We start from the raw sequence: 12,159 nt of genomic DNA on the forward strand, positions 1-12,159 counted from the left end.
GCCTGCCCGCGCCAGCCTGCCCAAGCAGGTTTCCCCTGTCGGGTGCGGAGACTGCCTCCAGCTGGCCCTGACGGGCTCTCGCTGGCGCAGCCATGAGCGGGTGCGTCAGCCTCACGCCAGTCAGGAGGACAATACCCATGCACACATCATTTTCTGACCAACTTGCCGGCCTCGATCTTTCCGGTTTTTCGATTGGTCCTGCCCCGGTTTCCACCAATGACTTTCCGGTCCACGAGGCGGTCGTCCAGACTCTCGAAGCGGTCTGGTCCGATCTCTTTGCAATGGTCACGGGGACTGCGCTGGAGGCCGATGCCGAGGACCTCGGCTGGGCGCTCGTCAACATCTTCCACCGTTCCGCGACCCGCAAATCGACCGCCGTCGACCGCGCAACCGACGAAGTCCGAGCGCTCGTCGCCACTGCAGATGGATCCGAAATTCACACCCATGAACTCGAGACCCAGGTTGAGCGTGCGCAGTGTGCCGAAGGGGCCATGATCGCTCTCGAAGAGATGCGCGAAGTGGCCGCTGCCCTCTATCTTAACGAATTCGGCTCCTCGTGGAAGCCCGTGTCGAGTTCGCGCTTCAATCACAGCGCCATGCTGACTTCCGCGCTTGTCGAGGGCCGCGAGTTCGTCCGAGCCCGGTCCGAAGCCAAGCGCCGCGCCGCCACGCCAGAAGGTACGCCGGTGATATTTGCCGGTGGCCGCACACGCCATCCAAACGAGCAGGACGCTCTCACTTTTGCCAACAACGTCTGGGCTACTCTGGACAAGGTTCACGACCGGGTTCCTGACATGGTTCTTGTCCACGGCGGTGATACCAAGGGCGTTGACCGTCTGGCATCTTCATGGGCGGAACGACGCAACATTCCGCAAATCAGCTTCTCTCTCGACATGCGCCTGGGGGCACGCGCAGGCTTCAAGCGCAACGAGCGTATGCTCTCGCTTGACCCCCGTTATGTCGTCGCCTTTCCCGGAAACGGGGTCCTGGAGCGCCTCGTCATCGAAGCCAAATCCCGTCGGATTACCGTCGTTGATCGCCGCGGTCCGCTTGGAACTTCTCCAAAGCGCGCGGCTCAGGATACCGACTGATGCGTCCGGCATCGCGCCAGCGCCATCGGCGCTGGCGCAGCCCGTCAGAGGAAAGAGATCGCCTGATATCGTGGGCAAGACGATCGGTTCTTGCCCGCACATTGCAGGAGAAATCTCATGACTGATTTTCAGAATCATGGCGGACTTTACTGTCCGCCAAGCCGAACGCGCGGCGCAGGCACAAAGTGAAATCCAACGGCTCAAGGCAGCTATTATTGCTCCGCTGCGCAATGCCGAAATTGCCCGCGTAGAAATCCGTTTCGATGGGTGCGGCGACAGCGGTGCTGTCGAAGAATGCGTCTTCTCTGACGCCGGCGGGGCGAGTGTTCCGTGTCCCGAAGTGACGATCGACTGTGCTGGAGAAGGCGACGATCAGAGCCTCAATTCCGCCCTCGAGCAACTGACTTACCTTGCTCTCGAACGCCATCATCCCGGATGGGAAATCAATGATGGTGCCTGCGGCGAACTGGTCATCGACGTGGCTACGCCGAGTTTCGTTCTGGACTGCCAGCTGCGTTACACAGCGACCGACGACCATTCGACTGATCTCTAGGAGAGGTGCGATGGCTCATTGCTACTATCACGCCCTATCGTCGGTCCGGAAATGGGGAGGGGTGGTGGACGATTACCTCCCGCTCCACCAATGGTTTGACCAGTCAAAGGCGATCTTTGCTGATCCGCGGCACCGGGCCCTTCGGCACCATGCCGAAGGCATATTCATGCTCGAAACGCTGTTCGGGCCTACTATCGTCAACGCCGACAGCCGTGTCGTGCCTGTTCGCCTTGTAGGCGAACAGCACGTCCGCGAGGACTTGGGTACGATTCCTTCCTTTGCGGATTGGGGGCGCCTAATCACGCCCCAAGACTGGATGTTGCGGGGTCATCGTCTGGAAGAGCCTATGCCGCTTGGCACTGTGGAGACTGCTGCTGGCGGTGCGTTTTCAGGGGGTCTTTCGTCCGCTTCGGGAGAAGCGTCCGTAGTCGAGATATGATGTCGCCTTCGAGGCAGGCGAGGTCAGGGGGTACGTCGCATCCCGATAGTACGAAAAGTCATGGCTTGGCCTGTGCAATGCACTCGGGACCAACCCGGCCTCTAAGCAAACCTTTCCTGAAGCATCCCCGTCGAGACGCGCAACCCCGATCAGGTCCGGCCGAGTTGCCGGGCTGCGCCCGGCTGCCCGCACCACCCGAACCAGATCGAGGTTTCCCTTCGGTGCGCTTCGCCGTGGCCGCTTCCTAGTCGGGTTTGCAGCCGGGATGGACCCGGAATGCTCGATCAGGAGAAAGACCATGACCAATCTCGTTATCCTCGTTGGCCGCATCGCTCGCGACCCCGAAACCCGCACTACCCAGGGCGGCACCAACATCACCTCGATCTCGGTCGTCACCGACCGTCCCGCCCGCAAGGACGGCAAGACCTACAAGGACGAAAACGGCTACACCGCCAAGGACAGCGAATTCCACCGCGTGACCTGCTTCAACGGTCTCGGCCAGAACGTCGCCAAGTACTGCACCAAGGGCCAGCTCGTGACGGTCGAGGGGCGCATCCACTATACGCAATGGGAAGACCAGGACGGCACCAAGCGCTATGGCTGCGAGATCATCGCCGACAAGGTGGACTTCCTCACCAAGGGCCGGACGTCAAACAATGAAGGTGCGCCCGACATCGATGAGGACTGAGCGCCTCCCGCAAACAACAAGGCTCCGATGGTTCGCGCCATCGGGGCCTTTTTTTGTGCTCGCTGGCGTGAACGGCGGGGCGGGGCATCGAGCCCACACCCCGCCGCGATTGAAGTGTCAGGCGGGGGAGAGCCGCTTGAGAGCATCGTCGATTCCGATGGTAAGCGATGCGCGGATGAGCTGCTTCAGTTGCGCCGGTTCGATCGTTTCGGCTCCGCATTCGAGAAGAACCTTGCCCAGTTCGCCGGCTGCTTCATCACGGAGCCTGGCCTCCTGTGCATCGAGTTCTTCGCGCTGCTCCCGCAGTTTCTTGAGCGCATTACGCGCGCTCGGTTTGGACCTGGCCATCAGATTGTCCTTTCGCTGGCCGTTGGTCCCCTCCACGCGCGACAGTGCCAGCATGGGGCCATGTAGGAAAACGGTTTTTGCCGCGATGCCAGTGCTTTTCACGCTGACGTTGGAGAGGTCTCTCTCGCAGAAAGTCCAAGTGTGATGCGGGCTTTGGGGCCGCGTCAAGGACGACGGGGCCCCACCATTTTTACCGGGCAAGCCCGGCAAAAATCGTTTCCCCCATCGCCGCTTCGCGGCCGCGCTATGCGCGGTCCCTGACCCGGCCCGTCACCCACATCCTCGCAGCTCCTGATGCGACGCATCGAACATCAGGAGGAAAGATCATGTACGCTTCACTGAACATCGCGCAGGATTCATTCCAGGCAGATCAGGCAGCTTTCGTTGCCGCACTCGACAAGGCTCATGCCCGGTCCCTTCACAGCTACTTCACCCAATATGTGCTGACCGATGGTGAGGCAGGTTACATCGCGGTCGATGAGGGCGATTACGGCGCACTGCCCAAGGCCATGCTGGACCGGGTCATCGACACTGTGCCCGGAAAGCTGAGCGATGAATTCTGAGGCTACACACAAGGAGGAAGTCCGTCAGGGCTTCCTCCTTTCTTTTTGCTCGGGTCCCGTATTGTCGCTCCCGTAGGTATCGCGCGAGCATTCCCTGCAGCATCAGCCCTCGGCGTCCGACACATCGAATTCCTCCAGCCGATCGGGCATGTCGAGCACCTTCATGGCCGCTGCTGAAATGGCCTCGGCCTTCGTCGGAAAGGCTTCCGCTGAACTGATCGACACGCCGCTCGAATAGGTCACGGTTGCCTGGAAACCATTGCCTTTGGGCGTCGCGCTCAGTGTTACATCCGCCATAGCCATGCTCCTGGTGGGGTGCCCGCGACACCATTCTTCCTGCCGGCGGACTCGATCGATCTTTAACACAATCGGCAATCGAGCGGCATGGTATTCGTCCCTTGGTCTTGGGACTTCAAAACCGTCGATCCCGTGCAGGTCATGACACTGGGATCTACCCTCTAAGCTGGGGACGGAAGAGCACACCCTACGCGACAAATCGCAGGCGGTAGTCAGTAAAAAAGATAGTAAAGACAGGGCGTTGATGGATTCCTGCAAAAATGGCTGCTTCTCAATCAGAAATGAATGGTCGCCAATTCGCCAATCGAATTTGATTGAAGGCAGCCAGAAAGGGCGCATTCCTGCGCATCTCGCATGTTCTTGACATGTTCTCGTTTCTGATTTAGACAATAACCGCCTTTCGCAGTGCGTTCCGGGCTCCTGACCACAAGGAGTCCGTGCATGACACGGCCAAAATCTCTCCAGGTACATGTCACCGTCGAGCTCGCTGAGCGGGTTCGTACTGCAGCAAAGCGGCGCGATATAAGCGTCAGCGAATGGATCCGGTCGCTGCTTTCGCAGGCATGCGAAAACGACGACCTTGCATCCAAGCTCGAAACATCGGTCGACCGCATCAGCCGTCAATCAGTGTTCACGATGGTCGGCGTCGATGCCCTTCTCGCAGGGCATGCCGATCACGGTCTGCGTGAGCGAGCCCATCAAGCCTACGCGCGCAAATGCAAGGAACTGGGGCTTACCGCAAACGCCGGCGAGGGAGGTTCCGATGAAGCGTAACCTCGTCAACTTCACGCGCGGAAGTCAGTTGCTTGGGCACTTCAGCTTCATGTTTGCAGCAGGTCTCAAGGGGCCGCTGATCATCGCCGCCATCGGCATTTCCTGGACTGGCTGGTGGACCATTTCGGCTGGGCTGAGCGATCACGAAGCCTACCTCGTCTGGATGCGAATTTATGCTGCTATCTACGGCTTCATGGAGTTCGATCCGGCCAAACAGGTCGCACTCGAAACGGGGCTTGGAGGAACCGTCCAGCTCCCCATCATCATGCTCGATGCCTATCCGCCGGTGATCAATGCCTGGGATCGTTTGCTCGACTTGCTGGGCGATGCTTTGGTGCGTTCGGCCTTGCTTCTCGTGCCGGCGTTCGTGCTGTTCTACTGGTTCGCAGCGCGCTTCGGCAGCCGTTCAAAAGAGCGCAAACATGAGCGCGGGGCCATGCTCGTGACACTACCCGAACTGGTCGATGAGCTGCGCGGGCACAACCAGCGCGAGCGCGCCCGTGAGCTTTCGAGCGCTATGGGTTGGAAATGGCATCTGTGTTCGCCCAAGGAACTGTCTGCGGCATTTCCCTACCGGCCCTCGCATCTTGCGACGGTTGTTTATCCTTGGCGGCTCGAACAGAGCCACGCCATGCTCATCGGGACCACCGGCATGGGCAAGACAGTCGCCATGTCGGACATGATTGCCGAAGCCCGCGCCAAGGGACAGCGCTGCGTCGTCTTCGACCTCACCGGCGCTTTCATCGAACACTTCTACCAGGCCGACCGGGACATCATTCTGAACCCGCTCGACGCGCGCTGTCCCCAATGGAGCCTCTTCGACGAATGCCGCACCGAAGGTGAATTCTGGGCGGCAGCGGAAGCCCTCGTACCCCATGACGGGGGCGGGGAGGCGCAGTTCTGGGTCATCGCGGCGCGTGCCTTGTTCGTCGAGTTCTGCCTCAAGCTGGTGGCCGAAGGGCGGGGCACCAATGCTGCGCTTGCCCGCGAACTGATGACCGCTGATCTCTCGCGGGTCCACGCCATGATGCGAGGCACGATCGCCGATCCCCTGACTGCTCCTGAAGCCGCGCGCATGGCGGAATCGATCCGGGCAGTGTTCAATGTGAACGCCAAGGCGCTGAAGCTCCTGCCCACTTCCGGGCGCCGCTTTTCGGTCCGCGACTGGATCGAGGAGGGCGCCCATGAAGACGAGGGCGCTAGCGCCAAAAGAAGTGGCTCGATGGTCTTCATCTCCGCGCGCTACGTCGACATGAGCGTGTGCGCGCAGCTGCTCACGCTGTGGCTCGATACGGCAATGAATACGCTGATGACGATGCCGCGCACCAAGGACCTCAAATGCTGGTTCTTCATCGACGAGCTGGGCGCGCTTCACCGGCTACCCGCTCTCGAGAAAGGCCTGCAGACAGCGCGCAATTTCGGCGGCGCAATCGTCACCGGCATCCATGCCTACGCCAAGCTCAAGGAGGTCTACGGTGAGAATATGGCGATGACGCTTGCATCGCTTGCCCGGACCAAATTGATCCTTGGTACGGCAGACCGCGAAACCGCTACCTGGTGTTCCGACTTCATCGGCCATCGCCAGGTTCGCGACATGGAAGAGGGCTACACCTATGGCTACAACAATGCCCGCGACGCCGTCAGCCTGACGCCGCGCAAGCATATCGAGCCTTTGCTGCTGCCCGACCAGTTGATGAACCTGCCGCGCCTGTCAGGATTCATCAAATTCCCCGACGGCTTTCCAGCAGCGCCGGTCCGTCTGAAGCCGATAGACCGGGAAAGAATCGCGCATGTCTTCGTCGGTCGGGCCAAGGATCGAGAACCAATCCGGCAGGTCGAGGGCAAGAGTGAAGGCGACGAGACGGCTGCCAATCCGCACGCAAGTCAGAGCGAACATCCCTCGTCGAACGATGACGGGGCGGGCAAGCCTGTCGTCCCAAAGCAAGGTACCCTTCCCCTTGAGCCGGCTGTCGAGGTCGATGCCAAGCAATCACGCCAGCAGGCCGCGAAACGGGTGGAGAAGGACATTCCCGACGACACCAGGAAGGTGTCAGGTAAGTCCGGTCATCCGCGAAAATCGTCGCCCGACCAGCGCAAGCCAACGCCGCGCAATTCCCGTTCGCTGCTGCCGACGAATGCGGCGCTCCGTAAAGGCGATCATCCCGATGAGAAGGATCCATCGAATAGCGTGAAGGCAGGGCGTCGAAGCGACTTGCCGCGGGCCAATCCGCCCTCGGATAAGCCGCAAGCCGTCGACCGGACAGCCCAGCGCCATCGAGAGGCAGAAGCCCGCAAGCTCATGCTCGAAGACGGCGTTCCCGAGCAGGATCAGCCATCGCACGAGGGTCCCGATCTCGGCGATTTTGAACTGTGACGCACGAGGCAGACGCCGCCTGGCGGAGTGACGCCTGATGCTCTCTGTAGCCAATGTCCGTACCGCCAGCGGCGCTGCCAACTACTTTGCCGCCGACAATTATTATACCGGCGCCGATGCCGAGAGATCTGGTCAGTGGCTTGGCAAAGGCGCGGAGACGCTTGGACTGCGAGGCGTTATCGAAGCCTCGCAGTTCGAGGCCGTGCTCAACGGCATGCTGCCCGATGGAAGCCGTGTCGGGAGCGACAACAGGGCCCATCGTGCCGGCACCGATCTCACATTTTCGATGCCCAAGAGCTGGTCAATCCTTGCCCTCGTCGGCGGAGACAGGCGTATCCTCGATGCCTATGGCGCGGCCGTCCGCGAGACTCTGGCCTGGGCTGAAAAGAATTTCGCCGAAACCCGCATGGACGTCCGAGGCAAGGAACGGGTGGTCGCGACGCGCAATCTCGTGATCGGGCTTTTCCAGCACGATACGAACCGTAATCAGGAGCCCAACGCGCACTTTCACGCGGTGGTTGCCAATGTAACCCAGGGCCCCGATGGCAAATGGCGAGCGCTGAGAAATGACAAGATCTGGGAGCACAACACGCTGCTCAACGCCATGACAATGGCGCGCTTCCGCTTGGCGGTAGAAAAGCTCGGATACCAGGTTGGCGAATACGGCAAGCATGGCAATTTCGAAGCGGTGGGCGTCCCAAAACCCGTTCGTGACGCCTTCAGTTCGCGCCGCACCGAGATTCTCGAGGCATACTCGACCATGGAGGCAAAAGGTCCGGCCGCATTGGATGCAGCCACATTGATGACCCGCGCGGATAAGGGACCAGTGGCGGACCGCCAGGCTCTCGTGAATCAATGGCGCGAGGCAGCGGCACAGTTGGGCTTTGATCCGAGGCTTGTCATTGCACAGGCCAATGCACGGGCCGCCACCGACATTGGCTCCGTCTCCGAAATTGGAAATTCGGTCCGATCGATCGGTCAGCGGGCGCGCCTATTGGCTGCGACCTTCGCGGAGCGTCTGGGGCTACGTCAGGGCGACCCGCTTGTGCCTCGCGACATGGAGCGCCGGACGCCTGAACAGATCGCCGCCGTTCATGCGGTTGCATCGGCAATCCGGCATTTGGGCGAGCGGGAGGCGGCGTTCTCGCGGACTGAGATATATCGCACAGCACTAGGCTTTGCCTTGCCCACAACTCTTGACGATATCGAACACCGCGTCGACCAATTACTTCGCCAGGGCCACCTGCAAAAAGGCAAGGGTGCAGATCGCAATCTTGTTACAACCCGCGATGCAATCGGGCTCGAGCAGCGCATCATTGCGGCCGTCGAATGTGGCCGAGGACATGGGACTGCGGTGGTCGAAGCTGATGTGGCCGGAGGGCGGCTACAGGCGCTCTCTCAGCTCAAATATGGCCTGACCTTGAACCCTGGCCAGGAGGGGGCAGGGCGCCTGCTTCTCGCTTCGCATAACCGAATTGTCGCTATTCAAGGCGTAGCTGGCGCCGGCAAGAGTACCGTCCTCAAACCCGTTGCCGACATCTTGCGCGAGGAAGGTAGGTCCGTACTCGGGCTCGCAGTCCAGAACACGCTCGTGCAGATGCTTGAACGTGACACCGGCATTCCCTCGATGACGGTCGCGCGCTTTCTACGCCAACATCAGGGCCTTCTGGAAGGAGCAGACCAGGCGAGGCTTGCCGAAGCTCGCGCGTCTCTGCGCGGCACCACGGTGCTGCTCGACGAAGCCTCGATGGTCAGCAATGCCGACAAGGAAAAGCTCGTGCGCCTCGCCAACCTGCTCCAGCTAGACCGCTTCGCCAGCATCGGGGACAGGAAGCAATTGGGCGCTGTCGATGCGGGCAAACCCTTCGACGTCATGCAGCAAGCAGGCGTCGAAACGGCCACCATGAACACCAATCTCCGGGCCCGCGATAAGGCGCTGCGCGATGCTCAATATGCAGCGCAGGGCGGACATATCGATGAGGCCTTGCGACACCTTGGCCCGCATGTCGTCGCGTCGGGAAATACAGCTGCCGTCGACGCCGCGGCGGCCTGGCTATCGCTTTCGCCTGCAGAGCGGGAGGTGACCGCTATCTATGCCTCGGGTCGCAATTTGCGCGGACAGGTGAATGAAGCAGTCCAAATCGGGCTCAAGGCCAATGGCGAATTGGGACCGGGTTCCTTGGGTCTCACTGTGCTGTCGCGCGTCAACCTTACGCGTGAGGAAATGCGCTATTCGCGCAGCTATGCGGCCGGCATGGTGCTCGAAGTCGATCGTCGGCAAAGGGGGCAGGGGCTGCAGAAGGGCCGCTATGACGTGATCGAAACCGATCCGACCCGCGAACGCGTGATGCTGCAGAACGAGCGGGGCAAGCGCTTTGAATTCCGGCCGGGCCAGATGCGACCGCAGGGTGAGCAGGATCCGCTGCGCCTGTTTGAGGTTCGCCCACTCGAGATCCACGACGGCGACCGCATCCGCTGGACGGCGACGGATCACAAGCGCGGACTGCTCAACGCCGATCAGGCGCGCATCGTGGCGGTTGATGGGAAGGGTGTTATGGTGAAAACCTCCCTTGGCGCCGAACACCGGCTGGGGCTGCGCGACCCCATGCTCGAGCGTCTTGATCTTGCCTACGCGCTCAATGCGCACATGGCGCAGGGTCTAACCTCTGACCGCGGGATTGCCGTCATGGACAGCCGCGAACGCAATCTTGCCAACCAGCAGACATTTCTCGTGACGATCACCCGCCTGCGCGATGGTCTGACCCTGTTTGTCGACAATGCGGGCAAGCTCGAAGCAGCTGTTGAGCGCAATCCGGGAATGAAACGCTCAGCGCTCGAAACGGTCAATCAGCTGCGCGATGCGGCAGCAACCGGCCAGGCTAAGGGCAAGGCGCCCGATCGTTCGCAAGAACCGGCCCGCGAGCCGCCCGAGCTCGATCGCTCGATCACCAAGCCCTTCGAAATCGGGATCTGACGCAGCGTCTATCCGCATAGGTCCATATGGCACCAGTTGACTATTAGTTCTTCTTTTGTTCTCATGGCGAGCATGTCCCGAATCGCCGATGAGATCCTGTTTACGCACATCGAGGTCGCGCTTGCGGTTGCGTCCGAAGCAACGCTTGTCGGGCTCGGTGCTGACGACCCGCGAATCCAGCGCAATGCTCGTGTCGATCTCGCGCGCCACCTGGTCGAACGCATGCAGGGTTTGGAGCTCGAAGGAGAGGGGAATGCCGGCAGGAGCTCTCAGCCCACTCTCTTTCCGGGCGATCTCTCGCCGATGGGCTGACCAGCATTGAGATGTGGCTGAGGTAATACTGGCTTATTGAAGGCGCGTCGGGCGATCCTTTCCCATCAGCTCTGCCACGCGTTTGGCGATGGCTTTCCAGGTGGCAATGCCCGCCTCGTCCTGCGCCAGCGCGAGCGCGCCGATCTGCTCGGCGACATGAAGCGGTGCATTCTCACCGTGGGATTTCAGAACCTGGTTGGCACAGGCCCAGAGTTCCCAATCGCTCAGCATCAGCCGAGACGTCCAACAAGGCCGAGGAGGAACGCGATCAAACCGTAGCCCACGACACTGCACGCCAAGAGAAGTTCTACATTGAATTTGGAGCGAGGAGGGCGGGGTTGTCCTGCTGGCCAGATCTGATCGCAGATGAGCTCGTTGAACCCGGCGCGGCGTCCGCAGACTTCCACTTCGCGTCCTAGCAACCGACGTGCTCCACGCCCGGTGTCGAGCTCCCACACGCCGCCGCCTGAATGCAGTTCAAGTCCGAAGGGGCCTTCTACAAGACGGCCTGTCAGATAGAGCTCCGGGCTTAGCGGCATGCAGGCCCTTTCCAGTAGCGATCCCAACGCAGCACCGTGCGTGTCTGGATCATCGAGCAGGAGAGATCGGCTCCGTTCGGCAGTCGGCACCAGGCAGCCGTCCGGTTGCCGCCGGCCGAACCTTCCGACCGGCATGTCAATCTCGGTCCACGAACCACGACGTGCCCTGTCGAGCTGGTCCCGCGAGGGCCGCCAAGAAGATCGACGAGAGCGTCACGCGCTTCGATAGCCGACGCGTCGGGGCAGGGCTGGTTGGTTCGGCATGTTCCATCCATTTCGCGCGCGGCGATCCCGGCGATGCGGACATGGGGGCCTTCGGCACACCATATGGGTCCGTCGCCATCCCAGACATGCGTGGGTGTGCAGGTAAAGGTCTGGCCGGCAGCGACGATCGAGGCAGCGAGGAGGGCAAGCATTGGCGAGCTACCTAGCGAGCGCGCGGCCGAACCAAAGCACGCGGCCGACAATATTGATCGTCCGCTTCTCCAGTCCGCGCCAACTGGGATAGGCCGGATTGTCGCTAAGCACCGAGACCCGCTTGCCTTGCGGCTCGATTGCGACCCGCTTGACGCTGAGCATGTCGTCCATGCGCAGAACATAGATCCCGTCGCGCAGCCGCGACTGCCCATCATTGAGATCGACCATTACTTCATCGCCGTCATGCAGCGTTGGCTCCATCGAATCCCCGTGCACGGCGATGATCGAAAGGCTCGTCGCCTTGCTTGCGGTCAGACGGCGCAGCCACTTTTCGTCGAACCCGAACTGGGCGCATTTGGATTCCATTTCGGCCAAAGCGCCGTGCCCCGCCGAGGCTTCGACATCGAGAACCGGGACATGGACCAGTTCGACGACCGGGCCGGATCGCCGTTCGGGCGCACCGAGGATCTTCTCGTCTACTCCGAAAAAGCGGGCGAGCACAGAGCGGTCCTGCTCGTCCAGTTGCCGGGGACTGCCGCGGCGGATGTATTGCTGGATGTAGGCCGCGTTGCGTCCAAGAAGGCGGGAGATTGAGGAGTAATTACAGCCTCGTTGCTGGATCAGATCGTCCAGGGCTTTGCGTGCATCTTCCATCGCTGCGGGTCCTATCGCATCCGTCTAGGAATTTCGATCCTAGACTCTAGGAAGTCTTCCTAATAAGAACATAACAAGAACACAAGCGGAAAGCGAGTCGAAGGCGATGGAGCTCCTGGACCAGATTGAGGGCTAT

15 protein-coding genes are annotated in these 12,159 nt (G+C 60.9%); 9 read left to right on the forward strand and 6 right to left on the reverse strand.

The genetic code is table 11. The annotated features are described in order from the left end of the window. Positions 1-137: 137 nt before the first annotated feature. From F7D01_RS12445 to F7D01_RS12460, 4 genes are all read left to right on the forward strand, one after another. Positions 138-1,091 carry a DUF2493 domain-containing protein gene (locus tag F7D01_RS12445; RefSeq protein WP_215227846.1) on the forward strand — a complete coding sequence of 318 codons (954 nt, stop codon included), beginning with the start codon at positions 138-140 and terminating at the stop codon, positions 1,089-1,091. 136 nt (positions 1,092-1,227) lie between these two features. After that, a complete protein-coding gene (locus F7D01_RS12450; protein WP_215227847.1) occupies positions 1,228-1,644 on the forward strand; it encodes a DUF6878 family protein in 417 nt (138 codons plus the stop codon). Positions 1,645-1,654: 10 nt separating this feature from the next. Next, positions 1,655-2,083, forward strand: coding sequence for a hypothetical protein (locus tag F7D01_RS12455; protein ID WP_215227848.1), 429 nt, complete (start codon positions 1,655-1,657; stop codon positions 2,081-2,083). Positions 2,084-2,381: 298 nt separating this feature from the next. After that, entirely contained in the window at positions 2,382-2,771 is a 390-nt protein-coding gene (locus F7D01_RS12460) for a single-stranded DNA-binding protein (RefSeq protein WP_041558850.1), read from the forward strand. 117 nt (positions 2,772-2,888) lie between these two features. Here F7D01_RS12460 and F7D01_RS12465 read toward each other — a convergent pair whose 3' ends face one another. Next, on the reverse strand, positions 2,889-3,287 hold the full coding sequence (locus F7D01_RS12465) for a DUF6437 family protein (RefSeq protein WP_251566817.1): 399 nt from the start codon (positions 3,285-3,287) through the stop codon (positions 2,889-2,891). 158 nt (positions 3,288-3,445) lie between these two features. On the opposite strand from F7D01_RS12465, the gene F7D01_RS12470 reads away from it, so the two are divergent. Beyond that, a complete protein-coding gene (locus tag F7D01_RS12470) occupies positions 3,446-3,682 on the forward strand; it encodes a hypothetical protein (RefSeq protein ID WP_215227849.1) in 237 nt (78 codons plus the stop codon). Positions 3,683-3,784: 102 nt separating this feature from the next. Here the strand turns inward: F7D01_RS12470 and F7D01_RS12475 are convergent, their stop codons facing one another. Further along, positions 3,785-3,979: a hypothetical protein gene (locus tag F7D01_RS12475; RefSeq protein WP_215227850.1), complete on the reverse strand. Its 195-nt coding sequence runs from the start codon at positions 3,977-3,979 to the stop codon at positions 3,785-3,787. 441 nt (positions 3,980-4,420) lie between these two features. Here F7D01_RS12475 and F7D01_RS12480 point away from each other — a divergent pair, with 441 nt between their 5' ends. The 4 genes from F7D01_RS12480 to F7D01_RS12495 all read left to right on the forward strand — a co-directional run bounded on the left by F7D01_RS12480 (position 4,421) and on the right by F7D01_RS12495 (position 10,413). Beyond that, positions 4,421-4,753, forward strand: coding sequence for a ribbon-helix-helix protein, CopG family (locus F7D01_RS12480; protein ID WP_215227851.1), 333 nt, complete (start codon positions 4,421-4,423; stop codon positions 4,751-4,753). Further along, entirely contained in the window at positions 4,743-7,127 is a 2,385-nt protein-coding gene (locus F7D01_RS12485) for a type IV secretion system DNA-binding domain-containing protein (protein WP_215227852.1), read from the forward strand. Before F7D01_RS12480 ends, F7D01_RS12485 begins: the two co-directional genes overlap by 11 nt. A gap of 37 nt (positions 7,128-7,164) precedes the next feature. After that, positions 7,165-10,101, forward strand: coding sequence for a MobF family relaxase (gene mobF, locus F7D01_RS12490; RefSeq protein ID WP_215227853.1), 2,937 nt, complete (start codon positions 7,165-7,167; stop codon positions 10,099-10,101). Positions 10,102-10,164: 63 nt separating this feature from the next. Further along, positions 10,165-10,413, forward strand: coding sequence for a hypothetical protein (locus tag F7D01_RS12495; RefSeq protein ID WP_251566819.1), 249 nt, complete (start codon positions 10,165-10,167; stop codon positions 10,411-10,413). Positions 10,414-10,446: 33 nt separating this feature from the next. Here the strand turns inward: F7D01_RS12495 and F7D01_RS12500 are convergent, their stop codons facing one another. The 4 genes from F7D01_RS12500 to F7D01_RS12505 are packed head-to-tail and all read right to left on the reverse strand — an operon-like array spanning position 10,447 to position 12,023. Next, positions 10,447-10,644, reverse strand: coding sequence for a hypothetical protein (locus F7D01_RS12500; RefSeq protein ID WP_215227854.1), 198 nt, complete (start codon positions 10,642-10,644; stop codon positions 10,447-10,449). Next, positions 10,644-10,952, reverse strand: a complete 309-nt coding sequence (locus F7D01_RS15295; RefSeq protein ID WP_251566821.1) for a DUF5818 domain-containing protein — start codon at positions 10,950-10,952, stop codon at positions 10,644-10,646. The genes F7D01_RS12500 and F7D01_RS15295 overlap by 1 nt, the downstream gene beginning before the upstream one ends. Further along, positions 10,943-11,368, reverse strand: coding sequence for a thermonuclease family protein (locus F7D01_RS15300; RefSeq protein ID WP_251566823.1), 426 nt, complete (start codon positions 11,366-11,368; stop codon positions 10,943-10,945). The genes F7D01_RS15295 and F7D01_RS15300 overlap by 10 nt, the downstream gene beginning before the upstream one ends. A gap of 7 nt (positions 11,369-11,375) precedes the next feature. Then, positions 11,376-12,023: a S24 family peptidase gene (locus F7D01_RS12505; RefSeq protein WP_215227855.1), complete on the reverse strand. Its 648-nt coding sequence runs from the start codon at positions 12,021-12,023 to the stop codon at positions 11,376-11,378. Positions 12,024-12,159 lie beyond the last annotated feature (136 nt).

The organism is Erythrobacter sp. 3-20A1M (assembly GCF_018636735.1).
Lineage (GTDB): Bacteria > Pseudomonadota > Alphaproteobacteria > Sphingomonadales > Sphingomonadaceae > Alteriqipengyuania.